Origin of the sequence: Sphingobium sp. B2 (assembly GCF_007693735.1) — a bacterium.
Classification (GTDB): Bacteria; Pseudomonadota; Alphaproteobacteria; order Sphingomonadales; family Sphingomonadaceae; genus Sphingobium; species Sphingobium xenophagum.
Map to the genome: position 1 here is coordinate 203,697 of NZ_VDBZ01000003.1, position 24,156 is coordinate 227,852.

Consider the following 24,156-nt stretch of genomic DNA (forward strand, 5'->3'; position numbering starts at 1 on the left):
GGGGGATTTGCCCTCATTATATGTCCTAGCTGCTGAGTTCTGCCGACAGAACCTGGATAATCGATCATTACGAAACGGATATCCCGGAACGCCGAGCAGACCGTTCAAATTCAAGCCAAGGTGAATTGATGGTTTCTACCGGTGCAGCCATGACCTCCCCCTTTGCGGATCGGCAAGGATTCTCGCAGGCTCCCTATTCCCTGTTTCAGAGCGAAGAGGTCTACGCTCATGAACAGGCCACGATTTTTCAGGGAAGGTCGTGGAACTATCTCTGTCTGGAAGTCGAGGTTCCGGAGCCGGGGGATTATGTGTCCACCCACGCGGGCGACACCCCGGTCATCGTCGTACGCGCGGAAGACGGTTTCGTCTACGCCTTCGAAAACCGCTGCGCCCACCGGGGCGCGCTGCTGGCACTCGAAAGTCGAGGCAAGACGAAGGATTTCACCTGCGTCTATCATGCCTGGACGCATAATCTTCAGGGCGACCTGACCGGCGTTGCTTTCAAAGACGGGATCAACGGCAAAGGCGGTATGGACCCGTCATTCTGCATGACAGGGCGCGGCCCGCGCAAGATGCGGATCGCCATCGTCCACGGCCTGATTTTCGGCTCTTTTGCCAACGATGTCCCTTCCATCGAAGATTATATCGGCACGCAAGTATTGTCGTGCATCGAACGTGTTCTGGGTGAGAAAAAGCCGAAGGTGATCGGCCGCTTCACCCAGGATCTGCCCAACAATTGGAAACTGTACTTCGAAAATGTGAAGGACAGCTACCACGCTTCAATTCTTCATCTGTTCTTCACAACGTTCGAGATCAATCGGCTTTCCCAGAAGGGGGAGATCATCGTTAGCGAGGATGGCGGCAACCATGTCAGCTACTCCGCCATAGACCCCGCGCTGGCCAGCGAGGCGGACTATGTCGAGCAAAATATCCGGTCGCAAAGTGAATTCGGACTAAACGACCCGTCCCTGCTCAACGGATCGGACGAGTTCGGCGACGGTGTGACCCTGCAAATCCTGTCCATCTTCCCCGGCTTCGTGTTGCAGCAGATCCAGAACGCCATCGCCATCCGCCAGATTTTGCCGCGTGGGACCGATCGCACCGACCTAAACTGGACCTATATCGGTTTCGAAGACGACAGCCCGGAACTGTTGAGGGCGCGATTGAAGCAGGGCAATCTGGTCGGCCCCGCGGGCTATGTATCCATGGAGGACGGCTGCGTAGGCGGCTTTGTCCAGCGCGGGATAGCAGGTGCTTCGGATCATAGCTCCGTCATCGAAATGGGCGGTCTGACAGCGGATTCGAGCGAAAGCCGGGTAACGGAGGCTGCGATCAGAGGCTTCTGGAAAGCCTATCGTCGGGAGACCGGCCTATGAGACAGGTGGCGGCTTGCGAAATACTGCGCGAACGGATCGTGCATGCTCAGGCTGTCTATGCCCGCAGCCTCGACGACAATGGCGGCGAGGGCTGGGCGGACTGTTTCGCCGAAGATTGCTTCTACATCGTCACCACGGCGGAAAACCATCAGAACGGCATGATGGCCGGACTGATGTACGCGGACAGCAAGGGCATGCTAAAGGACAGGATCGCAGCGCTCAAAGAAGCGAATATCTATGAACGCCATAGCTATCGGCATGTCATGGGGCAACCACTGATCGCCCGCCGTGACGGGGATCTGGTATATGCCGAAACGCCTTTCATGGTCGCCAGGGTCATGCGAACGGGTGAAACGTCGCTATTCGCGACCGGCCGCTACCTCGACTGCTATGTGGTGACGCAGGACAGCATTTTACTGCAGGAGCGCAAGGTGGTTTGCGACAGCAGCCGGATCGACACGCTTCTCGCGCTGCCGCTGTAACCGCGATGCAGGATATCCTGATGCCCATCGGCGATCCGAACGGAATCGGTCCCGAAATAGCGGTGAAAGCGGCCCTTTCGAGTGAGCCGGGCCTGCCGAGGCTACTGCTCATCGGCGACGAACATGTCATCGCGCACTATGGCGAGGATGCGCCACGACGGATCGTAACGCCCGGTGCTTTGCCTCCTTATACGCCGGGCGTCATCGATCTTGTGCCATCCAAGAGCATTGCCCCGGCGGACTTTACGCCGGGGCAATGCGGCCCAGCGTCGGGCCGCGCGACCATCGCCTATGTTGAAACCGCCTTCGCGACGGCAAGGGCAGGATTAGGCAAGGCTATCGTCGCCTGCCCTCATAATGAAACGGCGGTCAACGCTGCGGGAATTCCATTCACCGGCTATCCTTCGCTAATCGCCCGGATTGCCGGAATTTCTCCTGACGCGGTGTTCCTGATGCTAGTCGGCGCGGGCTTGCGGATCGTGCATGTCACGCTGCACGAAAGGCTGGCGGGCGCGCTCGCCAGGATTGACAGCGATCTGGTCGTCGCTGCCGGTCTGGCCGCCCATGAGGCCGTGCGTGGACTGGGCATCGAACACCCCAGATTGGGCATTTTCGGAATCAACCCCCATGCCGGGGAAGGCGGCCTGTTTGGCGACGATGACGCACGCATAACCTTCACGGCTGCCGAGACGCTGAAGGCAAAGGGGATCAAGGTAGCCCCTCCCGCTGGCAGCGACCTGCTGTTGTCAGAAAGGAAATGCGACGTCTATCTGGCGATGTTCCACGATCAGGGGCATATTCCCATCAAATTGCTGGCGGGGCGCAGCAGCGCCGCCCTGTCAATCGGGGCCGGGTCGTTGTTCGCCAGCGTCGGGCACGGCAGCGCGCCGGACATAGCGGGCAAGGGGGTAGCCAGCCCCACCCCCCTCATTTCGACTTTGAAACTTATTGCGAGCGCCATCGCGCCGCAGGAAAAGGTGACCGCCGTATGACATCGCTCGTTTCCATCGCCAATTCGGACATCAGCTTCCCCTGCGAACCAGATGAGCGCATTCTCGACGCCGCCGAACGCGCCGGATACACGATGGCCTACTCCTGCCGGAAGGGCGTGTGCGTTACCTGTCGTAGCAACCTGACCCAAGGCAAGGTCAAGATCGCGCCGTTCGGTTCGCCCAAGCATGCCGGCGAGGAAATCCTCTGCTGTATGGCGATCCCGGATGGCCCAGTCGAAATCGCGCCGCCATGGATCGAGGAACGCCGTCAGCCAGCGCGCGTCAGTATCAATGTCACAGTGCACAAGATGGACCAGCGGTCCGACAATGTTGCAATCCTGCATCTGCGCCTGCCCATCGGCCGCCGCGTACCCTTTGCTGCCGGACAATATATCTCCGTCGCGATGGAGGGCGGTGAAAGCCGAAACTATTCCATCGCCAATCCTCCCCGCCTCAACGACATTGTGGAATTGCATGTCCGGCATATTCCAGGCGGGATGTTTTCGGACACTGTGCTCAAGAAATTGCGGCCGGGGGACGTGCTAAATATTGCGCTGCCCTTCGGTCTGTTCACATGGAGCGACGATCATTCCGTCCCCGCGATCATGCTGGCAACCGGCACGGGTTTCGCTCCACTCAAGTCAATGATTCAGGAATTGATCGACCGGAAGATATCCCGGCCGGTCCATCTCTTCTGGGGCGGCGAGCGGGAAGCCGACATTTACGAGCTCGAACTCGTGACGTCATGGGCGAGGAGGCTCTCCTGGTTCGACTTTACTCCGGTTCTCGCCAACCCCGGCACGGGCTGGACAGGTGAACGCGGCTTTGTACAAAACGCAGTGACGGGCCGCTACGACGATCTGTCCGGGTACAGCGTTTATGCATGCGGCAACCCGATAATGATCGAACAGGCTCGCGCCCTGCTGGTCGAACAACGGTCGCTGTCGGCAGAGAATTTCCACTCCGACGCCTTTGTCTTTTCCGGACAGGCGGAGATAGCTGCTCAGCCGGCCGCCTGATGACATTGAGGGGCGGGTGCTCCCGCCTCAACTCTCTTTCATGACTGACCGGGCCGGAACGATCCGCTTGAGCCACATATAGTCTCGGCTTCCGCAACCGAGCGACGCATAGGGCCGGCCATGGTCCATAGCCACATAGTATTGATTTACGTCGCGGCATATCTCGCGTCCAAACAGGTGGGCAACCCCATCAAAGCGATGCCAACGTCTGCAGCCGGGTCACTATCCAGTCGGCATGACGTTGGCATTCGGGCATCACAGTTAAGTGACGACCATCATCCCGGGAACGCTTTGGGCGGACCGGTGACATAGACTGGCCCGGCCGACCATATCTTCTTATGCGCATACGCGGTCGTCCAGGTCGAGGGCTCGCCACCGGACGGCAATATCTCCTCCCCCTATGCCCGACCGCGGCCTCGTTAACTGATGTCCAGCCCAGGCATCGACCCATCGGCGCGCCAGTCGGCCAGAGTCTTGTTATATGCGGTCGCGCCGCCCAGATAGAATCCGTTGCGAATGTCCAGTTCCGTGACCTGTCCTTCATTGTTGATGTAGCTCGGCGTGCAATCCTTTTGCAGTCGTTGCCGCATCGGTCCGAAGGACATGACCTTTGCCACCCATTCCTCTTCCGCCTCGGCTTTTGATTCCATCGTCCGAATGCCCAGTTCACGCGCCTTTTCTACGAGGAACGCGATGTGACGGCTCAGTTCCATGTGCAGATAGGTGAAGTTCGGCGTGATTGCCTGCTGCGCATTGCCCAGAATGAAGCAATTGGGGAAATCGCGCATATGCAGGCCAAATAGCGAAGAGTAACCACCCCGCCACAGATCGGACAATTTACGCCCGCCCCGGCCGACAATGTCGAAGCCCATCCGATGATCGATCTGGCTCATGAATTCAAAGCCAGTCGCATAGACCAGGCAGTCTATGGGATATTCCTTCCCGTTGGCGACGACGCCATTTTCGGTAATCCGGTCGATGCCATTGCCTTGCGTATCGACCAGCGTCACGTTCGAACGGTTGAATGTCGGCAGATATTCGTCATGGAAGCCAGGCCGCTTGCACATCAGATTGTACCAAGGCTTCAACGCCTCTGCTGTATCGGGATCGTCGACGACTTCTTCGATGCGCGCGCGAATGCTATCTAGTGTACGGAAATCGGCCAGCTTGCGCTTTTCGATCGTTTCAGGTTCGTCACCCGACAGGCCGTTAAGCACTGACAGCGCCCGGCTCCAGCAATCGTTCACCATGTCGGTGTCGACCGACTGGCCAGAGATGGTCGCATTGAAATTGTCCATCCTCTCCCGCTGCCATCCCGGCTTCAGGCTAGCCAGAAAGGCGGGATCGGTCGGTCGGTTGTCGCGGACGCCTACAGTAGAGGGGGTCCGCTGAAAGACATAGAGGTGCTTTGCGCTGCGGCCCAGCGGGGGGATGCACTGCAAACCGGTCGCGCCGGTGCCGATGACGCCCACCGTCTTGTCGTGCAACCGATCGAGCTCGAGACTACCCGGCTCTCCGCCCGTATATTCATAATCCCAGCGGCAGGTGTGGAACGCCTTGCCCTTGAAGGTCTCGATACCCTCGATCCCCGGCAGCTTTGGCCAAGGGAATGGTCCGGGCGAGATGCAGACAAAATGTGCGTGGATTGTGTCGCCACGGTCAGTCGTGACTGTCCATCGCGCGGCTTCGTCGTTCCAGACCATACCGTTGACCGTGGTCTGGAAGATCGCCTTGTCGTACAAGCCGTATTTGCGGCCGATCATCTGCGCATAGTTGAGGATTTCCCCGCCCGGCGCATATTTCTTGCTTGGTACGCTTCCCAATTCTTCCAACAGGGGAACGTAGATGTAGGATTCGATATCGCAATGCACACCAGGGTAGCGGTTCCAGTACCAAGTGCCGCCAAAATCGCTGGCGCGATCGATGATCGCGATATCGTCTATCCCTGCTTGCTGCAAACGTACCGCGCTCAGGAGGCCGCCAAAGCCCCCTCCCACCAGCAAAACCTCGACATTGATATTGCGTGCCGCCCGCGCTGGCATCTCCGGAGCGAAGGGATCATCCAGGAACGCAGTGGAATGCTGCGCGTCGATGACGCGATATTGTTCACGGCCGTCGGTCCGTATACGCTTTTCCCGCTCTTCCCGATATTTCCGTTCGAGCGCCTCCACATCGATTTTACCGTTTGCCATTTCGGCAGATCCATCTGTCATCGAAACTCCTAGCGCGCCGCCGGCAAACCCGAAGGCTCGTCCTCGTCAATGGCCGACTGCCTGTCGGGTCGGTCCTATCGTGATGTCTGACCGTTAGGCCAGTAAAAACCTCTAACGTGGCCGGCCATCTGAGGAAATCGCCGGCACAGATGTCAAAGCAGCCGACCGGCTTCCCCGGCGCAGCGGTCGAGTGGAGAGATCAGATGTTCAGTACGCGCGTGACCAAATTGGTGCCGTGGACCAGGTCGCCGGCCTGTTGGAAGGCCAGCCGCTCGGCTCACCTTTCACATCATTGCAGGGGCAGAGAAGATCATTGCCCAATGGCTGCCCATCTGTCGATTTTGGCGGGAAGGGTTAGCAGGCTGCAATCGGCTCAAAGCAAGACGAAAAGACGACAGACAAGCAACTCCGGTCGGCGATCACGATAGCCGGTTACTTTCCGAAGCCATTGAACCAGGAAGATCCATGAACGACGATTCACAAACGCCCTCCCTTCCCACCGCCGCGCAACGCCTTTTGGAAACGCTGATCCAGCGAGGCGCCGACCGCGCATTCTGCGTTCCGGGCGAATCCTATATCGCGCTGCTGGACGCCATTCACGAAGAGCCGAAATTCGATCTAGTCACCTGCCGTCATGAAGGCGGAGCGGGTTTCATGGCTGTCGCTGACGCGCGTCTGACCGGCCGTCCCGGCATCGCGCTGGTTTCCCGCGGGCCGGGCGCCTGCAACGCGTCGATCGCCGTGCATACGGCGGAACAGGACGCAGTGCCGATGATCCTGATCATTGGTCAGGTCGAGGGGCGCGACCTGAGGCGCAACGCCTTTCAGGAAATAGACTATAAATCCATGTTTGGCGGAATCGCCAAATGGGTCGGCGAAATCAAGCATCCCGACGAAGCGCCCGAATTGGCAGCTCGCGCCTGGACGATGGCGACCAGCGGCGTGCCTGGCCCGGTGATCCTCAGTGCGCCGGAAGATGTGTTGGCGGCGCCGTGTCGGGCCCCCATCCCGCCATGGCACAGCAACGCCATAGCGGGCGTCGCCGCCGAAGAAGCGGGCCGGATCGCCGCGCTGATCAATGGGTCGAAGCAACCCATCCTGCTAGCTGGCCGCGAATTCGACGTTCCGGGCGGGCGTGAGGCGCTGCTGCGTTTTGCTGAGGACTGGGCCCTGCCCGTCGCGGTATCGTTCCGCCGTCAGGATATCTTTCCCAATGATCATCCCCTCTATGTGGGCGATCTGGGCCTCAAGAACCCCGAGGCGCAGCGGCAGGCGTTCAGCGAGGCCGACCTCATCCTGGCCATCGGCACGCGGCTGTCGGACATCACGACGCAGGGCTATAGCTGGCCCACGGCGCAACAAACCCTTGTTCACAGCTGCGCCGACCCGCGCTTCCTGGGCTGGCAGTTCCCGGCGGCCCTGGCGACGACCGCAGCGGCCGTGCCGCTGATAGAGGCCGTGAACGCTCATGAGCGCGCGGCCAATCCAACGCTGTCCGCATGGGCCAGCCGTCTGCGCGACCTGCATGTCACCGACAGCGGCTCCAACCCGCAAGATTATCCCGACGGGTTGGATTTCGTCCGCGTTGCCAACCTGATCGAGCAGGTCGCGCCCGCCGACGCCATCGTCACGCTGGACGCGGGCACATTCGCTGCGCCATTTTACCGCAAGGTCCGCTGGCGGCTTGGGCAGCGCCTGATCGCGCCCATTTCGGGCGCCATGGGCTTTGGGGTTCCGGCAGCCGTCGCAGCATCGATGCGCCATCCGGACCGCACCATTATCTGCATGGTCGGGGACGGCGGCGTGATGATGTCTGGCAATGAAATGGCGGTCGGGCTGGCCCGTGGCCTTCCGATCAAGATCGTTATTTCGGAAAATAACTCCTATGGGTCGATCCGCATCCACCAGGAAAGGGACCATCCAGGCCGCGTGTCAGGCACCGACCTTGCCAATCCCGATCTGGCGCAATGGGCAGCATCCTTCGGCGCGCCGCTGGTTGCGGTGAATGAAGTCGCGGATCTGGAGAAACTAGCGACGGCTCTGCTAGCACCCGGCCCGATCGTGGCGCTGGTCAAGACATCGCTAAAAGCCGTTCTGCCAAAGACTGCCTGAAACAGGATATAAGATAGAAAGGGCGATCAATGCCGAGTTTCATTGTCACCTGCGTCGACGGCAAGGATAAAGCGCAGCATCGCGCCGAGGCCCGCGCACAACATCTAGACTACATCGAAGGGAAGGCCAACAAGATACTTCTCGTTGGGCCGTTGCTTGACGAAGAGAATAATGTCGTCGGTTCGCTCTACATGGTGGAGGCGGACGATATGGCGGGCGCAAAGGCGTTCGTCGACGCCGACCCCTTCGCCAAGATCGGTCTTTTCGAAACCGTAGAAACGCGACGGTTCCGGACCCATCTGGGAACATTGTTGAAGCGCTGACTGGATTGCAGGCGGGGAGAGGTTGGATACTCTCTCCGCTTATCGAGGCGCATCAATCAGCTCCGCCCGGTCCAATGCACGGCGATACGGACCCCGTATCGTCCAGATCGACAAGGTCGCCACCGGCCCTGCGGCCAGTACCAGCGTCGCCAGACCATGGCCGATGGCAAATCGACCACTATAGAAATGTTCGGCCATGAACGCTGCCATGGACGGGCCGAATGCCAAACCGACCAGATTTGCCGACGCCAGATAAAGGGCCATGATCCGCGCGCGCATGCGGCTGGGCGTCACCAACTGGATCAGCAGCGGCACCAGAACGCCCATGGCCGCGGAAAAGAACATGCCGAGCCCCACGGCCATCAACAATATGGTCGACGATCGCGTCAAGCCCACCGTGACGAAGCACAGCCATGAGGCGGTCAGCGTCGTGCCGAACACCGTGACGAGCGCATCACGACGGCCATGGGAGGTCCAGAATTTCACCACCGTCGGCCATGTCGCGACGCCGATGACGCTGGAAATCAGGCCGATGGCGCCAAAGGAATAACCCACCTGCGCCGCGTTCATGCCATGGCCCCGCATCAATAGCGTGGGCGTCCATGCTGCTACGGCGAAATTTCCCATGCCAACGGCTGCGTTGGCCAGCAAGAGGAAGCCGTAAAGCGCACGTTCCCTGCTCAGATAGGCGGCCGCCTGCGCGGCGGTGGCATATTGATCGTCACGCACGTTGCCCGTTCGGGCCGGCTCGCGTACCGTAAAATACAGCAGCGGGGCAAGCAGCAGGCCAGGTATGCCGACGATGATGATCGTAAGGCGCCAAGACATCATGTCGAGCGGACCGGAAAGGGCTGTCGCCAGTTGCACCGCTGCCCCTCCCGCAATGTAAGACCCGGAATACATGACCGCCCCGGCCCCTGTGTAAAGTGCCGTCGGCAGCGTCCTCTTTTCCCGCGGAAACAGGTCTGCGATCAGGGAAATGGCGGCAGGAGACAGCACCGCCTCGCCAATCGCCACGCCCGCCCGCAGGATCATAAGCCACATAAAATCTGGGGCAAAGCCCGACGCCACCGTGCATATGCTCCATAAGGACACTCCGGCCACGACCAGCGGTATACGGCGATGACGATCAATAATATGGGCCAGGGGCAGACCGATCAGGGCATAAATGACCCCGAAACCCAGACCAAGCAGTATTCCCATTTCCGTGTCGGATATCGCAAGCTGCGTACCTATGGCCGGGGCAAGCAACGAGAGAATGAGTCTGTCGACATAGGAAATGCTGTAGAGCAGGATGAAGATGAACAAGGCATACCATGCCTGCGCGGCGCTCACGTCACTGCGTGCGGAACGGGAGGCGTTGGCGATGTCGGCTTCATCGTGCAAGATCATGATCCGTTCAGACTTCCCTAGAATGTAGCTATTTCCCGCTCGGCCGATAAGGGTCGGTCCTACGACCGATTGCGGTGACGAAACCCCACCCTGTGGTAACGATTCCAAATGGGTGAAGACTGGCTCAACCTCTCGCTTCCAGACTTGAAGACAACTGCGATGATTTTCCCCTGCATGGAGGAATTCCGTGTCCTTGGGTCATCATTGTCACTGATCGCTGTGCGTGTCTGCGCGATCCGTACCCCTTGTGGACCCTCGCCCACAACAGCGGACTGGCTCGCAACAGGCTCGCTGTGGGGGCTTCCGCTCCCCCACATGTCTTCAATAGCAGGTCGATGATGAAGTGAATGAGCGTCACAGAGCGATCTGCACGATTGTACGCGGAATGGATCATCGAAGGGCAAAACCAGCCGCATCGGCTAGTTCGTTACGGGAAGAGTGCGTTCGATGATTTCATATGAACTGACCCAAGAGCAACAGATTGTTCAGGCAACTATGTCCGAGTTTGCGCTTCAGGAATTATTCCCGCAGACGCGACGGCTGGATGACGGCGGCATCATCGATGCGGAGCTGCTCACCAAATTATGGTCCACCGGAATTGTCCAGGCGCAGGTCGATGAAGAAGACCGATCGCCCGTCACCAACGCCATCGTGCTCGAGGAACTGGGCGCGGCTGACGCTACGCTGGCTATAGCGATCGCTTCCGTTCTGGGCTTTGTCGGTGCAATCGCCGATCAGGGTTCAGCAGCGCAGAAAGCGTTACTAGAAGAGTTTGCGAACGACGATTTCCGCGCGGCGGCCATCGCGTTGATGGAACCCAGCTTCGGCTTCGACGTATCCCGCCTTGCGACGAAGGCGTCGCGGTCGGGCGACAATTACGTCCTGACCGGGCGCAAGGCAATGGTGCCGCTGGCAAGGCATTGCAGCCATTTTCTCGTGATCGCAGAAAGCGAAGGTGGGAAAGTCGCGTTGATCGTGCCCCGCGACGCAATGGGCGTCTTGGTCGGTGAAACAAAGCAGACCATCGGCCTGCGCGCGCTCGAACTGGGTGAGGTGAATTTCGACAATGTCGAAGTGCCCGCTTCCATGCGGCTTGGCGAAAACGGGGAGGCCGACGTGCAGCGGATCATCGACAGCGCACGGGTCGGCCTGTCCGCGACCATGACGGGACTTTGCCGGGCCGTCCGTGACTATGTGATCCCGTACACCAAGGAACGGGTGGTGCACGGTGGCCCGCTGGCAAAGAAGCAGTTTATCGCCTTCACTATCGCCGACATCCACATGGACGTGGAAGCCATGCGCTGGATGACGTGGAAAGCCGCATGGGCGCTGGAAGCCAGACAGCCTGTCACCCAGCAGGCGCAACTCGCATACACCTACGCCAGCCAGCAGATCGTCTTCGCGTCGGACCTGGGCCTCCAGATGCTGGGCGGTCACGGCTTCACCAAGGGGCACCCTGTCGAACTCTGGTATCGCAACGCGCGCGCGCTGTCCGTCTTGGAAGGCGCTGCCGGCGTCTGATCTGGACCCCAACCGCAATTTCCCGGCGTCTGCCGCACCAAGTTAGGAGAGAATATCGTGGTCGATTTCAGTCTTACCGAAGGCGACATGAAATTGATGGAGGTGATGCGTGCCGAACGTCTGCGCGCCAGGACCATCGCGCGCGAGATCGACCGGATACCCGAAAGCCAACCGTTGACGGATGGCGATCATCCAATCGTTGCAGGCACGATCGCCCCCTATAAGCAGCTGGCGCAAGAAGAATTACCGATCAGCGGTCTCGCCATCACCGAATGCCTGATGCAGACGGTCGGCGCGCCAGAGTTCAACACGCGCCCAGCGCCTTCGCCCTCTGGCACCTGGATCGTCAATGAACTGGGGACAGAAGAACATCGGAAGGCCTACGGCCATTTATGGCTGGTCTTCGGCGTTAGCGAACCCGTCGCGGGTTCGGACCCTTCGGCCATGATCACCAACGCCAAATATGACCCCCAAACGGACGAATATATCCTCAATGGAGAAAAGACCTTCATTTCCAACATCGATCTGGGCGACGGCGTCGTCGTGGTCGCCAAGGGGGAACCGGACGAGAATGGCAAGCGACCATTCTACAACATCGTTCTGCTGAAAGGCACGCCCGGCTTCACCCTGGGTAAGCCGTGGCGAAAACTGGGCACCCGTTATCAAAATCTGGGCGGTTTTTCGATGGTGGACGTTCGCGTCCCCGCGATGAACGTGCTGGGCAACGGTTTCGTCAACATTCAGACACGCCTGAATGTCAACCGGCCTGTGCAGTCCGCGCTCGGCTTGGGCATGTGCCGGTCCATTCTGGATTTCACACAAGAAAAGTTGGCGAAAACGGGCGTAAAGGTCGATTATGCCGCAGGCCGCTCTGCCCGAGGAAACGTGGATGACAAGCTGATACGCATGGAAGCACTGTGGGAAGCCACATGGGGTGTCATCATGCAGTGCAAATGGCTGGAGCAGCAGTTGGGCCAGACTTCGAAGGATTTTCAGACCCAGGTCGCCATGGCAAAGGCGATGGCCGGTAAGGCAACACGTCAGATCACGCAGGGCTGCATGGAAATCCTGGGGCCAGAAGGCTTGTCGGAGGACTATCTGGCAGAGAAATATTTCCGGGATGCACGGATCATCGACATCTATGAAGGGCCAGGCGAAATCCACCGGCTTGCAATTGCCCGCAAGCTGCTCGGCTATCGCAAGGGCGAACTGGATTGATGCGCTGAAGCATTTTGCCGCCGCTCGCTCGACAGCGGGCGAGCGATCACATTGGTCGTGCAACCATCGGCCGACGCGGCGTCTTATCCCGGGAACCGCGCGAACAGGGCGCGAAGGACGGAAACCAGAATGTCCGGCTGCTCCAACAGGATATGGTGCCCCGCTCCAGGTATCTCGATCGCGCGTCCGCAACAGGGCAGATAGTCGCTGATGGCGGCCGCAGCTTCCCGCGATACGGACCGGCTGTTTTCGCCGAAAATATAATCGACAGGCGTTTCGATACCGGGCGGGATCATGCCGGATGAGCGATGGAAAAGCTGGGGATCGATTCCCAGATCGAATTTCCAGACCCAATGGTCCCCTTCCCGTCGCAGGCCGTACTGCGCGACGCGCCTCAATATGTCCGGCGCGACGGGCCCGCCCGCTGGAATGAGACGGTATCGCGCGATCGCTTCGGCCGGATCCTCATATAGCCGCTTGGATGTCATCCGGTCCGACCCGTCCGGGGACGGCATCGGCAGGTCCGGGATATTGAGGCGACTGTCGATTATGACCAGCCGCGCGATCAAGTCCGGCCGACGACCACTGGCGATCAGGCTGGGCGTGCCGCCGAAACTGTGCGCGACCACCGTGGCGGCCGACATGCCGGTATCCTCCAGCACTGCGATCACGTCATCGGCAAATCCATCCGCGCTATAGGCCGGGCGGGCGTCGCTGTCGCCCAGTCCAGACAGGTCGATGGCCGTGACCGAGTAACGGTCCATGAAGAAGGGTGCGATATGGTCCCACCAGTGCGAGTGCGCCCACATGCCATGGACAAACAGCAGCCCCGGCTTGCCGCCTTGGGCATCATTGTAACGCTGATAATGAACCCTGCTCCCGCGAACGGAAACGAAATGGGATTGGCCGGTGGCAAAGGCTATCAAGGCTGCGCGATCCTATTCGATGCAAACTCGTCGTCGCGTGAACGCCGCTGATGGCGTTCAGTCGCATCAGACGTCAGGCGGCAGAAATGCCGATCGCGACATATTTCATTTCGATAAAGTCATCCAGACCGTAGCGCGAGCCTTCCCGGCCGATGCCACTTTCCTTCACACCACCGAAAGGCGCAACCTCAGTGGAGATAAGCCCGCGATTAACGCCGACGATGCCATATTCTAGCGCCTCCATGACCCGCCACATGCGGCTAAGGTCCTTGGTGTAAAGATAGGCCGCCAGTCCGAATTCGGTATCGTTGGCGATACTGATCGCCTCCTGCTCATCATCGAAGCGGAACAGAGCCGCGACGGGACCAAAGATTTCCTCCCGGCCCAGCCGCATGTCCATCGTGGCGCCACCGATCAGCGTCGGCTGAACGAAGGCTCCGCCCCTCGCGTCACCTTCCTCGCCAACAAGAACGCGTGCGCCTTTGTCCGTGGCGTCGGCAATCAATGCCTTCACATCCTGCGCCGCGCGGGTGTTAATCAACGGGCCGATCTGAACGCCCTGCTCCATGCCATCGCCGACCCGCAGCCGGGCGATCTCCTCCCCCAGCCGCCGAGCGAATACATCGTAAATGCCCGATTGCACCAGAAAACGGTTTGTGCACACGCAGGTCTGGCCGCCGTTGCGATATTTCGACTGCATGGCACCGACTACCGCCGACTCCACATCCGCATCGTCGAACACGATGAAGGGCGCGTTGCCGCCCAGTTCCAGACCAACCTTCTTTACGGTGGAGGCGGCCTGCGCCATCAGCTGCTTGCCGATCTGTGTCGATCCGGTAAAGCTGACCTTGCGAACCAGCGGATTGGTGGTCAGTTCCAGGCCGATACCGCGGGAATCTCGGCCCGTGACGACATTGACGACACCCGCCGGGATGCCCGCGCGCTCTGCCAGCACGGCCAGTGCAAGGGCGGAAAGCGGTGTTTCCCCAGCAGGCTTAATGACGATGGTGCAGCCTGCGGCGAGCGCGGGCGCAGCCTTGCGTGTGATCATTCCGGCGGGAAAATTCCACGGGGTGATCGCCGCGACTACGCCGATCGGTTCCTTCAACACCAATATTCGTCCATCGGCCTGCGGCGACGGAATGGTATCGCCATAGGCGCGCTTCGCCTCTTCCGCGAACCATTCGATAAACGAAGCGGCGTAAGTGATCTCACCGCGCGATTCGGCCAGCGGCTTGCCCTGTTCGGCGGTCATGATCCTCGCCAGATCCTCCTGTGCGGCAATCATCAGGTTGAACCAATCGCGCAGGCGCTCGGAACGATCCTTCGCCGTCAGGGCACGCCAAGCCGGAAAGGCGGCGGCGGCGGCCTTGACCGCGTCGCCCACCTCCTCGCGCGTGAGATTGGGTACGCTGCCCACCTCCTCGCCTGTCGATGGATTGAGCACGGGAAAACTCTGACCCGATTGCGCGGCCTTCCATTCGCCCCCGATCAGGCAGGCGCTTTTCAGGAGCGAGGAGTCTTCGATTTGCAGCATGATTTCACTTCTCACCGGGCCGTAAAGGTCTGAGCGACCAACGTCGCCCTTGAGAACAAGGACCGTTGAGAAAGGACGATCCTCCAGACATGGATCGGTGCCCGGACGTCGTTTACCACTTTAAGCCTCTGCCTCTCTGACCTCCGCCCGGGCGCCGAGCACCCACATCTGGGTGAGCAGGACGGAGCGATAAGTCAGTGTCTCAAACTGATGGCCGCCGATAGGGATCGCTTCCAAGAAAGCGCACATCACACGCTCACCGTCCGCGTTTCAGCGCACCATTCAGGCGCTTGGAATGAAGGTCGTTTGATAGTGGATCAGCCTCCAGTCATCCCCCTCTTTCGTCCAAATGCCGCTGCTCACGATCTCGACGACCACGATCAAATTCTCCGGCTCTCTACGGCGCGCGGTGTTACGAAACGACTTGGTGACAATTGCGGTATCGCCAAGCATGAGAATTTTTTGATTTAGCACTTCATGCTTCACATAGGGATTATGCACTCGCAGATTGGCGAGGAAGGATTCTTTGGTATCGATCTTGCTCGTTGGATGGATATATTGCACCCGATCCGACAGCAGAGCCGCCAACTTGTCGATGTCACCCGCCAAATTCGCAGCCCATCGCTCGGCTTCCAGCTTCTCAATCTGTTCGATCGGGTCGCTCATATCAATTGCTCCTTGGTGGGCGCACAGCACACATATCTTCTACTCTCTCTGCACTGACCGACAGATGTAAACATACCGCCAGTGCGGATGCAAAAAGAGGCCCGCGGATTGGGGGATTTTGGGAGCCGGAATGTCTTCGCTTGCAGACGAACTGGGTGCACTGATCGAGGAATATCCCTGATGTTTAATTATGAAGCCACCAAGAACACCAAGGAGCTTCTGGCCGATATCAGGCATTGGGCGATCACCTGTGTCCGGCCGCATGCGCGCTCGGTGGACGATACTTATTCGCTGCCCGACCAGGCGACGATCGACGCCATTGCCGAACAATGCCCGATCAGAAACAGCCCGCTCGATTTCTGGAGTTCCGGCCCCGGCGTCCGTGGCAAGGAAGATGACGTGGAATATGTAAAGTCGCTCAATGGCGGCCGCTCCGTGCTGGGCATGATGGCAACCGAAGCGGTGATGGCGGGCGATCTTTGGGGGCTGCAGACCCTGCCGGGCGACAATATGGGCGAGGTCGCGGTCCGCAATCTGGGCAACGCGGAGCAGATCCATAAATGGGCCGACGGGATTCGTCGCGGCGAATATAAGCGCGTCGCAATGGGGATGACGGAAGAACATTGCGGTCTCGACCTGGCACAGATCAGGACAACCGCGGTCAAGAAGGGCGACAAATGGATCCTGAACGGCTCCAAGTCCTATATCTCGCATGCAGCATATGCTGATTTCATCGTCGTTCTCGCCCAGACCGAACCGGGCAGTGGTTTCAAGGGAGCGCGCTGCTTCATCGTCGATCGTAATGACGAGGGACTGGTTGTGACTGTCCCGCGCTATGAGAAACTGGGTGCGCGCTACTATAATCAGGCAGCGGTCGCCTTCAACGACATCATACTCGATGAGGATCGCCTGCTGAACGGCGGATCGTTTAGGCAATTTGCACAGGTTCAGGCGGCGACCCGCCCCTTCTGCGGCCTTCAGGCGATCGGGATAGCCTCAACGATGCTTGAATATGCGGTGGATTGGGTGAACGCCAATGACCGCCCTTGGGCGTCCGGGCGGCGGCAGCGGTTCGACGAACTCGTTTCGCAGTCCCGCGCCGAACTGGCGAAGGCGCGCCGGATGACGCTGCACGCCGGCTGGGTGCATGATCAGGGCCGCGCAGACAATATATTGGGCCAACGGGCGAAGGGCTATTCCACCTTCATCAGCGAAGCGGTCGCTTTCAAGGCGATGCAACTTATGGGTCCTGCGGCGTGGTCGAAGGATCATCTGATGGAAAAATGGTATCGTGACATCAAATTCAATGACATGATGGGTGGAACCCGTAATCTCCACCGGCTCGCCGTCGCCCGCGACCAATATGGTCCGGCCGCATGACAGCTGATGGTGGAGGCGGAGGAACCTCACTTCCCCGCCTCCGCTAACGGCTGTGAAATTACGCGATAAAATTCTCGTAAGGCCATTGGTGTCCATCACCGCTTCCCGTTGCTGCGCTCGCTCCGGGCTGAGCGAATGCGAACAATCCCGACGCGTCGCGCTTAGCCAAGCGGTCAGAATTTTGGGGTACCCGGACGCCCATCAGGCCAGTTCGCAGGCGGAAGCGCTGGAATAGATGCCCCCTACATCCTGTGCGACAAACTGAGGCCCGAGAGGTCGGATTTGCGCGGCTTCGCATCTCCGATCCTGCCAAGGAGCGAAGTTGAGTTCCAGCCTACCGGTGTCTTCACGATGCCGCTGTTTGGCGTGCCTCGCTCGGAGAGGTCAGCGGGGCGTTGACAACACGGCCAGCTTCACCTCTCCGGCGCCCTTAATCAGACTAGGGCACATCCCTCAGCTCATCTTGTAACGGATCGGCACAAACTTAGGGCCGCCAAGCGCGTGGGTGATCTTGCGCTTTGGCGTTCCGGTTAATTCCACCGACTTTAGACGGGGCAGCAGTTCCTGGAACAATATGGTCATCTCCATCCGGGCAAGATGTTGCCCGAGGCAGACATGCGAGCCAAAGCCGAACCCCACATGCTTGTTCATTGGACGATCAATTTTGAACTCGAACGGATCTTCAAAAACTTCCTCGTCCCGGTTGCCCGATGTGTAGCTGAGCAAGACATATTCACCCTTTGACACCGGCTGGCCGCGGAACACGGTGTCTTGGCCAGCAGTCCGCAGGAAGTGGCTGATGGGGGTGGTCCAGCGGACCGACTCATCGACAAGGTTGGGGATAAGCGAAAGATCCGAAATAAGCCTCGCAAATTCACTGGGGCGCTCGGCGAGCGCCCAGATTGCTCCGGCTACCGATGCAGAGGTCGTATCGTGCCCCGCGATAGCCACGGTCATATAATAGCCAAGCGCGTCAAAATCGGATATCAGTTCGCCATTGACCTTGGCATTCGCGATGACTGTCGCAACATCGTCGGTCGGATCGGCCCGGCGGCGGCGGGCGACCTCTTTGAAGAAGATTGAGGCTTCATCGGAAATCGCGCGCGAACGCTGCGCTCGCTCCTCGGCGGATTTAGGCGCGGGTTCGCCCGTCAGATCTGGATCATCGATGTTCGTGACGATCTGGGTCAGCCGCATCATGAAGGCCTCGTCCTGTTCCTCCAGCCCCATGATCGACATGATCACGCGCAATGGATAATGGACCGCGATCGAGTGGTAGAAATCGCATTCGCCGCCCAGGTCGGCCATTTCCTCCACATGGCGCCGTGCAATCTTGCGGATTCTCTCTTCCATAGTGCGCAAGCTCTTTGGCTGGAACCAATTCTGTGTCAGCAGCCGATATTTCATATGCTCTGGCGCGTTGAGTGAAGTCAGTACGCGCTCTTGGCTTGCTTTTCCCTGGGTGTATTCGAGCTCGATATCCTTGCTTGTCCCTATGAAATAGATGCCGCTGCGGAAGATTTCGCTCTGGCGAGCTATCTCCTGAATGTCCTTGCACTTAGAAGCGATCCAGAAAGGATCATAACCCTCGATCTCAGCGCGGGCGAAGGGGTGTTCGCGTCGCAACTCGGTAAGCTTGGCGTGTAGCCCGTCGAATTCTGCATAAGCATGTGGGTCGACCACGGCCCGGGCGATATGGTCGGGAACGCGATCCAGCGCCTGCACGTCATTCATCTGATTCTCAGCCTTCTTCTTGCAAACCTGCCATTACTCGCTTCAATGACATCCTGCACCGGAGAATCCGCCAGTGCTTCGTCGCATATTGTCCAGCCATCGGCGATACCTGATGCAAGCGGAAATCGCCTGGTGTTCGGCATCGGCCGAGGATCGCCGGCACGATGTGACGATGGAGGATTTCCACAGCCCAATTGTCACACCGGAAGATCGCCACAGCCTTGACCCCCCGGAGTGAAATGATGTCTGAAACGAATCCGATGCAAGCGGACACGAGTTTCGAGCTATTGATTGACGGCGCAGGAGTTGCGGGTGAAAGGCATTTTGATGTGATCAATCCGGCGACTGAAGAAGTCGTCGGTCGCGCGCCCGATTGCACCCGTTCCCAGCTCGATGCTGCGGTGGCTGCCGCGCGCAAGGCGTTTTCGGACTGGAAGGCGACGCCGATTGGCGAACGCCAGGCAAAGGTTGCGGCGATCGGCGACATGATCGCGGCACATATCGACGACCTCTCGCGCTTGCTTACGTCCGAGCAGGGCAAGCCGGTGGCGCGCGCTGTGGAAGACGTAGGGGCGGCACCCTATTTCTGCGGTCTCTCGTCGAAGCTCACGCCGCCGGTAGACATCCATGAGGATAGCGCAGAGCGGCTCAGCGCCACCTACCGCGTACCGATCGGCGTGGTCTGTGCGATCTCGCCATGGAACTTCCCGATCGCGGATTCCTTCTGGAAAGTGGCCCCTGCCCTCGTCGCGGGTAACACCGTTCTTCTGAAGCCTTCACCCTTCACGCCGCTGACCACTTTGCGGATTGGCGCGCTGATCCGCGACATCCTTCCGCCCGGCGTGCTCAACATTCTGTCGGGCGGAGACGATCTGGGGCCGTGGATGACCAGCCATCCCGGCATCGACAAGGTCGCCTTTACCGGTTCCACCGCCACCGGACGCCGGGTAATGCAGAGCGCCGCCCAGACGCTCAAGCGCCTCACCCTCGAACTGGGGGGCAATGATGCGGCAATCGTGTTGCCGGGAATCGATGTGAAGGCGACCGCTGAGAAGCTGTTCGGGGCCGCCTTCGGCAATACCGGTCAGGTCTGCTTCGCTGCCAAGCGGGTTTATGTTCATGACGATGTCTACGAGCCGTTTGCCAATGCGTTGGTCGAGCTGGGCAAGCAGGCCAAGGTCGGCGATGGATCGAAACAGGGCACTGATTTCGGCCCCGTCCAGAACCGTCAGCAATTTGAACGCCTTAAGGGCCTGATCGCCGATTCCCACGCCAACGGGCACAATTTTCTGCTGGGCGGCGATATTAAGACCGGGAACAAGGGTTATTTCATTCCGATCACTATCCTGGACAACCCGCCCGAAGATTCGCGCATCGTGCAGGAAGAGCAGTTCGGCCCTATCCTGCCGTTGCTGCGCTTCGATGATGTCGACGTCGCCATCGACAAAGCCAATGCGGTCGAAGTCGGCCTTGGCGGCTCCGTCTGGGGGCCGCCCGAACAGGCTGAGGCCATCGCCCATCGGCTGGACACCGGCATGGTCTGGGTCAATGAATATGGTTCGGTCGCGCCGAGCCAGCCGTTTGGCGGACGCAAGCAATCCGGCTTCGGCGTCGCCAACGGCATGAGCGGACTTTTGGAATTTACTCAGCCCCACACCATCGTCACCTCGCGACAGGCTGCGGGGGCCTGATCGCCAACCGTTCGGCGCATCAATAATTTAGAACAGGAGAGTTCCATCATGACCGTGCATCCCCTAACCGGGCGCAAGGCGATCATCACCGGTGCCGGCAAGGGCATCGGCCGCGCCATGGCCCACCATTTCGCGAAGGCTGGCGCAGAGCTGGTTCTCGTCGCCCGCTCGGCCGGGGATCTTGAAAAGGTCGCTGCCGAAATCAGCGCGGCGGGCGGGACCGCACATTATATCCCTGCTGACATGGGCAGTGTCGATCAGATCGCAGCGATGGTTGAACAGGCCGCTGGGGCTATGGGCGGGATTGACATAGTTGTCAGCAACGCGGCTGCCTATGGCGACGGCCCGATCGCGGCGCTCTCGCTTGAGCAATGGAACGAGGCTCAACGGGTAAACGTAGTCGGTACGCTGGCGCTTCTGCAAGCGGCATATCCCCATCTGTCGACGAATCCAGCCAGCAACGTCCTGATCATCTCGAGCATTCGAGGCCTGTCAGGCACCCCGGGCACCGGGGCTTATGGTGCCTCGAAGGCCGCCCTCAACCATCTCACGCGGACGCTGGCGGTGGAGTGGGGTCCCGCCGGCGTACGCGTGAACGCGCTGCTGCCGGGACCGGTGTTGACCCCGCAGATGGAAATTGCGGTGCAAAACCCGAAAATTGGAGAAAAATACCGCCATTGCGCCCCGCTGGCGGACTGGACTCATCCCGATGATATCGCTGAACCCGCGTTGTTTCTCGTCAGCGGGGCGGCGCGGCGGATCACTGGCCAGCTTCTCGTAGTCGACGGTGGCTTGGTGGCGATCAATCAGGATTGTCTGGTGTTAGCCTGACCCGCCGCTGAAAGGAACTGAAATGCCCGAACACATCAAGGTCGAGCGGGATGACCGGCTGATGATCATCACCATGAACCGGCCGGCGTCCCTCAACTCGCTCCACGCACCGGCCTGCTTTGAAATGTCGGATGCCCTCGACGAGTTTCAGGACGATCCTGAGCTATGGATCGCGATCATCACCGGCGCAGGCGAAAAGTCCTTTTGTTCAGGCCATGATCTGGTCGATGGCTTCTACGAGCCGATGCCGGCCACCGGTTGGGCCGGTCTCGCCAAGCGCAAGGGATTGGACAAGCCGATCATAGCCGCGGTTAATGGTTACGCGATGGGCGGCGGTTTTGAGATCGCGCTGATGAGCGACATCGTCGTTGCCGAGGAACATGCCAGCTTCGGGCTCAGCGAACCGCGCTGGGGCTTCGTTGCCGCGGGCGGCGGGTCGCAGAAGCTTCCGCTGCGCCTGCCCAAGTCGATAGCGATGGGCATGCTTCTGACCGGCAACCGGATGGGTGCCGAGGAAGCTGCGCGCTGGGGCCTCGTCAACGAGGTCGTCCCCAAGGGACAATCGGTCGCGGCCGCACGCCGTTGGGCCGACAATATCCTGAAATGCTCGCCCGCTGCCGTGCGTTACACGAAACATATCGCAATGCTGGCGATGGAGCCGGAGGTCGCCAGCAAGCCTGCTTTCGACTTCGTTGAGGAGATGAAGCCCAAACTGTTCGCGCTCAACGATACCAAGGAAGGCCAACTCGCATTCGCACAAAAGCGAGCGCCCGTCTGGACGGGTCGCTGATCGCTCGCCAAGACACCGCATCTTTTCGCGAAGCGAGCTGGTCCTGGAAAACTTCACCGACCTGCCTGGCCGGGAGTTCGGCCTGTCGAACCGGCTCGAGATGAGTCAGGATCGGATCGACGCCTCTGCCGCCGCGGCCAGGGTTTGGCACGACATTCATATCGATAAGGCCCACGCTGCTGTTCGGCGGGAGAGTCGCGCACGGCTCCCTCACTTTGTCGATGATCGGTGCGATGGCGATTGGCGCTCTGTCCAAAATCGCCGGGCGCCGCATGGTAGTGAAGTACAGCGTCGACAAAGTTCCTTTCATAAACCCGGTGCCATCGGGCAGCTTCATTCGAGGGCGTTTTGCGCTGGCCAACATGGTCGATCGTGCCCCGAGAAATCATCACCAGGGTACGGATGAAGGCCGTGATCAGAGATGAGGAAAATGCCGCGCTTGTCGCTGACTGGCTGTAATATTCAAGGCTTGTATCACACGTTCGCCAGATGGGGGTTTCCCTTCACCGAACGGTCACATCATAAAGCCCGCAACAACGACTTTGACCCAGGAGAGATCATGTCGATCACCGCCGCCATCGCCCGCGAACCCAAAAAAGACTTCGAAGTCACAAAAGTTGAGCTCGACGAACCGCGCGCAGACGAAATCCTGGTTCGCGTGCATGGCGTGGGCCTTTGCCATACTGACCTCGCCATCCGCGACCGTCGGCTTCCGCTCGGCATGCCCGCGGTCCTCGGCCATGAGGGTTCGGGCGTCGTAGAAACGGTGGGCGCGGACGTCACCAAAGTAAAGCCGGGCGATCATGTTGTTCTGTCATTCAACAGCTGCGGGCACTGCGTCATGTGCGAGCAGCACAAGCCCGTTTATTGCCGTGAATTTGGCACGTTAAATTTTGGCGGCACTCGCGCCGACGGCTCGCACACCCTTCACTGCAAGGGTGAAGCGCTGTACAACTTCTACTCGCAATCCTCCTTCGCGGAATACGCCATCGCCTATGAACGCAATGTGGTGAAGATCCCCGACGACGTGCCGCTGGAACTGATGGGTCCGATCGCCTGCGGCATCCAGACAGGCGCCGGCGCGGTCATGCGTTCACTGAACTGCCGGGCAGGCTCGTCGATCGCTATCATGGGCGGCGGCTCGGTGGGGATGAGCGCGGCGATGGCGGCTGCAGTACAGGGCTGCACCACCATCATCGTCAGCGAACCGGTGGCCGAGCGGCGCGCTCTCGCGCTGGAGCTGGGCGCGACCCATGTGATCGATCCGCTGGACCAGGACCTCACTGAGGCGTTGCGGGAAATCATTCCTTTAGGCATCGACTACGCCATCGACACCACCGCCCGGGCCGAGGTCATCCTCGCCGCGGTCGGTGCCCTTGCTCCGCAAGGGGTGCTCGGCCTCATCGGCGTCCCCGCTTCGATGGATATGGCCGTCCCCTTCACGCTCGCCCAGTTGATGGGGAGCGGTTTGTCTATTCGCGGCATCCACACCGGCGACAGCGACCCTGACGTGTTCATTCCTCAGCTGGTCGATCTTTACCGACAAGGTCGATTTCCTATCGATAGGCTAATGACCGTATATCGGCTCGAAGATATCAACGTCGCCGTCCACGACCAGCATGACGGAAAAATCATCAAGGCGGTGCTTGTCACGAATGCGGTTGCCAAGTGATGCGCCCATCCTCCATCGCGCGATAAACGCTGCGGTGCGGCTTCGATCGACCATTGGGTGGCGACGACGAAATAGGCCTCGGGAGGATTAGGGAAATCAACGCCAAGCGTCCGTTACGCCTTGCTCGGTCCCTTCAGCACCTCAACCAAGGAAGCGCAGGGGGCGTACGGTCTGCGAGGGCGGCTAGACGGGATCTTGAGCCCGCATGGGGTCGCCTCTGTGAAGCCCTATACAGCGCGACCAAAAGTCAGGCCGGCTGGCGCGGACCGATCAATGAAACG

General features: G+C 59.7%; 20 protein-coding genes. 14 read left to right on the forward strand and 6 right to left on the reverse strand.

Annotated features, from left to right (window positions below; all coding sequences use genetic code 11):
• Positions 1-128 precede the first annotated feature (128 nt).
• Genes FE851_RS19310 through FE851_RS19325 form a run of 4 tightly spaced genes read left to right on the forward strand, consistent with a single transcriptional unit; the run spans position 129 to position 3,869 of the window.
• Positions 129-1,376, forward strand: coding sequence for an aromatic ring-hydroxylating dioxygenase subunit alpha (locus FE851_RS19310; protein WP_145206118.1), 1,248 nt, complete (start codon positions 129-131; stop codon positions 1,374-1,376).
• Positions 1,373-1,858 (forward strand): aromatic-ring-hydroxylating dioxygenase subunit beta, encoded by a 486-nt coding sequence (locus FE851_RS19315; protein ID WP_145206121.1) that lies wholly within the window; start codon positions 1,373-1,375, stop codon positions 1,856-1,858. The genes FE851_RS19310 and FE851_RS19315 overlap by 4 nt, the downstream gene beginning before the upstream one ends.
• Before the next feature lie 20 nt (positions 1,859-1,878).
• Positions 1,879-2,850, forward strand: a complete 972-nt coding sequence (locus FE851_RS19320; RefSeq protein ID WP_222422979.1) for a PdxA family protein — start codon at positions 1,879-1,881, stop codon at positions 2,848-2,850.
• A complete protein-coding gene (locus tag FE851_RS19325) occupies positions 2,847-3,869 on the forward strand; it encodes an FAD-binding oxidoreductase (protein ID WP_145206127.1) in 1,023 nt (340 codons plus the stop codon). The genes FE851_RS19320 and FE851_RS19325 overlap by 4 nt, the downstream gene beginning before the upstream one ends.
• Positions 3,870-4,288: 419 nt before the next feature.
• Here the strand turns inward: FE851_RS19325 and FE851_RS19330 are convergent, their stop codons facing one another.
• A complete protein-coding gene (locus FE851_RS19330) occupies positions 4,289-6,082 on the reverse strand; it encodes a flavin-containing monooxygenase (protein ID WP_145206130.1) in 1,794 nt (597 codons plus the stop codon).
• A 465-nt stretch (positions 6,083-6,547) separates the two neighbouring features.
• On the opposite strand from FE851_RS19330, the gene FE851_RS19335 reads away from it, so the two are divergent.
• Both FE851_RS19335 and FE851_RS19340 read left to right on the forward strand, forming a co-directional pair.
• Positions 6,548-8,194, forward strand: a complete 1,647-nt coding sequence (locus tag FE851_RS19335) for a thiamine pyrophosphate-binding protein (protein WP_145206132.1) — start codon at positions 6,548-6,550, stop codon at positions 8,192-8,194.
• A gap of 29 nt (positions 8,195-8,223) precedes the next feature.
• Positions 8,224-8,517 (forward strand): YciI family protein, encoded by a 294-nt coding sequence (locus FE851_RS19340; protein ID WP_145206135.1) that lies wholly within the window; start codon positions 8,224-8,226, stop codon positions 8,515-8,517.
• A gap of 39 nt (positions 8,518-8,556) precedes the next feature.
• On the opposite strand, the gene FE851_RS19345 is transcribed toward FE851_RS19340, so the two are convergent.
• Entirely contained in the window at positions 8,557-9,909 is a 1,353-nt protein-coding gene (locus FE851_RS19345; protein ID WP_145206138.1) for an MFS transporter, read from the reverse strand.
• Positions 9,910-10,356: 447 nt separating this feature from the next.
• Between FE851_RS19345 and FE851_RS19350 the strand changes: the two genes are divergently transcribed.
• Positions 10,357-11,430, forward strand: a complete 1,074-nt coding sequence (locus FE851_RS19350) for an acyl-CoA dehydrogenase family protein (protein ID WP_145206141.1) — start codon at positions 10,357-10,359, stop codon at positions 11,428-11,430.
• Positions 11,431-11,487: 57 nt separating this feature from the next.
• Positions 11,488-12,648 carry an acyl-CoA dehydrogenase family protein gene (locus tag FE851_RS19355; protein WP_145206144.1) on the forward strand — a complete coding sequence of 387 codons (1,161 nt, stop codon included), beginning with the start codon at positions 11,488-11,490 and terminating at the stop codon, positions 12,646-12,648.
• Positions 12,649-12,731: 83 nt separating this feature from the next.
• Here FE851_RS19355 and FE851_RS19360 read toward each other — a convergent pair whose 3' ends face one another.
• The 3 genes from FE851_RS19360 to FE851_RS19370 all read right to left on the reverse strand — a co-directional run bounded on the left by FE851_RS19360 (position 12,732) and on the right by FE851_RS19370 (position 15,777).
• Positions 12,732-13,574: an alpha/beta fold hydrolase gene (locus FE851_RS19360; protein WP_145206147.1), complete on the reverse strand. Its 843-nt coding sequence runs from the start codon at positions 13,572-13,574 to the stop codon at positions 12,732-12,734.
• Between the two features lie 73 nt (positions 13,575-13,647).
• Positions 13,648-15,111, reverse strand: a complete 1,464-nt coding sequence (locus FE851_RS19365; protein WP_145206150.1) for an NAD-dependent succinate-semialdehyde dehydrogenase — start codon at positions 15,109-15,111, stop codon at positions 13,648-13,650.
• A gap of 282 nt (positions 15,112-15,393) precedes the next feature.
• Positions 15,394-15,777, reverse strand: a complete 384-nt coding sequence (locus FE851_RS19370) for a nuclear transport factor 2 family protein (RefSeq protein WP_145206153.1) — start codon at positions 15,775-15,777, stop codon at positions 15,394-15,396.
• Positions 15,778-15,957: 180 nt separating this feature from the next.
• On the opposite strand from FE851_RS19370, the gene FE851_RS19375 reads away from it, so the two are divergent.
• The gene (locus FE851_RS19375) at positions 15,958-17,157 is read left to right on the forward strand and encodes an acyl-CoA dehydrogenase family protein (protein ID WP_186378923.1); all 1,200 of its coding nucleotides are present in this window, start codon (positions 15,958-15,960) and stop codon (positions 17,155-17,157) included.
• 453 nt (positions 17,158-17,610) lie between these two features.
• Here FE851_RS19375 and FE851_RS19380 read toward each other — a convergent pair whose 3' ends face one another.
• On the reverse strand, positions 17,611-18,891 hold the full coding sequence (locus FE851_RS19380) for a cytochrome P450 (RefSeq protein WP_145206158.1): 1,281 nt from the start codon (positions 18,889-18,891) through the stop codon (positions 17,611-17,613).
• 242 nt (positions 18,892-19,133) lie between these two features.
• On the opposite strand from FE851_RS19380, the gene FE851_RS19385 reads away from it, so the two are divergent.
• The 5 genes from FE851_RS19385 (at position 19,134) to FE851_RS19405 (ending at position 23,875) form a co-directional block, all read left to right on the forward strand.
• Positions 19,134-20,582 (forward strand): aldehyde dehydrogenase family protein, encoded by a 1,449-nt coding sequence (locus FE851_RS19385; protein ID WP_261371091.1) that lies wholly within the window; start codon positions 19,134-19,136, stop codon positions 20,580-20,582.
• Between the two features lie 48 nt (positions 20,583-20,630).
• Positions 20,631-21,413 (forward strand): SDR family NAD(P)-dependent oxidoreductase, encoded by a 783-nt coding sequence (locus FE851_RS19390; RefSeq protein ID WP_145206160.1) that lies wholly within the window; start codon positions 20,631-20,633, stop codon positions 21,411-21,413.
• 22 nt (positions 21,414-21,435) lie between these two features.
• On the forward strand, positions 21,436-22,203 hold the full coding sequence (locus tag FE851_RS19395; protein WP_145206164.1) for an enoyl-CoA hydratase-related protein: 768 nt from the start codon (positions 21,436-21,438) through the stop codon (positions 22,201-22,203).
• 179 nt (positions 22,204-22,382) lie between these two features.
• Positions 22,383-22,628 (forward strand): MaoC/PaaZ C-terminal domain-containing protein, encoded by a 246-nt coding sequence (locus tag FE851_RS19400; RefSeq protein ID WP_261371135.1) that lies wholly within the window; start codon positions 22,383-22,385, stop codon positions 22,626-22,628.
• Positions 22,629-22,762: 134 nt separating this feature from the next.
• Positions 22,763-23,875, forward strand: coding sequence for an NAD(P)-dependent alcohol dehydrogenase (locus FE851_RS19405; RefSeq protein ID WP_145206170.1), 1,113 nt, complete (start codon positions 22,763-22,765; stop codon positions 23,873-23,875).
• Positions 23,876-24,156 lie beyond the last annotated feature (281 nt).

What these genes read in the sequence shown, in the direction of transcription:
- FE851_RS19370 (WP_145206153.1), bottom strand. Translation starts at nt 15,777, where the DNA reads ATGAGCGACCCGATCGAACAGATTGAGAAGCTGGAAGCCGAGCGATGG.
- FE851_RS19375 (WP_186378923.1), top strand. Translation starts at nt 15,958, where the DNA reads ATGTTTAATTATGAAGCCACCAAGAACACCAAGGAGCTTCTGGCCGAT.
- FE851_RS19365 (WP_145206150.1), bottom strand. Translation starts at nt 15,111, where the DNA reads ATGCTGCAAATCGAAGACTCCTCGCTCCTGAAAAGCGCCTGCCTGATC.
- FE851_RS19340 (WP_145206135.1), top strand. Translation starts at nt 8,224, where the DNA reads ATGCCGAGTTTCATTGTCACCTGCGTCGACGGCAAGGATAAAGCGCAG.
- FE851_RS19315 (WP_145206121.1), top strand. Translation starts at nt 1,373, where the DNA reads ATGAGACAGGTGGCGGCTTGCGAAATACTGCGCGAACGGATCGTGCAT.
- FE851_RS19325 (WP_145206127.1), top strand. Translation starts at nt 2,847, where the DNA reads ATGACATCGCTCGTTTCCATCGCCAATTCGGACATCAGCTTCCCCTGC.
- FE851_RS19310 (WP_145206118.1), top strand. Translation starts at nt 129, where the DNA reads ATGGTTTCTACCGGTGCAGCCATGACCTCCCCCTTTGCGGATCGGCAA.
- FE851_RS19350 (WP_145206141.1), top strand. Translation starts at nt 10,357, where the DNA reads ATGATTTCATATGAACTGACCCAAGAGCAACAGATTGTTCAGGCAACT.
- FE851_RS19335 (WP_145206132.1), top strand. Translation starts at nt 6,548, where the DNA reads ATGAACGACGATTCACAAACGCCCTCCCTTCCCACCGCCGCGCAACGC.
- FE851_RS19385 (WP_261371091.1), top strand. Translation starts at nt 19,134, where the DNA reads ATGTCTGAAACGAATCCGATGCAAGCGGACACGAGTTTCGAGCTATTG.
- FE851_RS19330 (WP_145206130.1), bottom strand. Translation starts at nt 6,082, where the DNA reads ATGACAGATGGATCTGCCGAAATGGCAAACGGTAAAATCGATGTGGAG.
- FE851_RS19320 (WP_222422979.1), top strand. Translation starts at nt 1,879, where the DNA reads ATGCCCATCGGCGATCCGAACGGAATCGGTCCCGAAATAGCGGTGAAA.
- FE851_RS19390 (WP_145206160.1), top strand. Translation starts at nt 20,631, where the DNA reads ATGACCGTGCATCCCCTAACCGGGCGCAAGGCGATCATCACCGGTGCC.
- FE851_RS19395 (WP_145206164.1), top strand. Translation starts at nt 21,436, where the DNA reads ATGCCCGAACACATCAAGGTCGAGCGGGATGACCGGCTGATGATCATC.
- FE851_RS19405 (WP_145206170.1), top strand. Translation starts at nt 22,763, where the DNA reads ATGTCGATCACCGCCGCCATCGCCCGCGAACCCAAAAAAGACTTCGAA.
- FE851_RS19380 (WP_145206158.1), bottom strand. Translation starts at nt 18,891, where the DNA reads ATGAATGACGTGCAGGCGCTGGATCGCGTTCCCGACCATATCGCCCGG.
- FE851_RS19345 (WP_145206138.1), bottom strand. Translation starts at nt 9,909, where the DNA reads ATGATCTTGCACGATGAAGCCGACATCGCCAACGCCTCCCGTTCCGCA.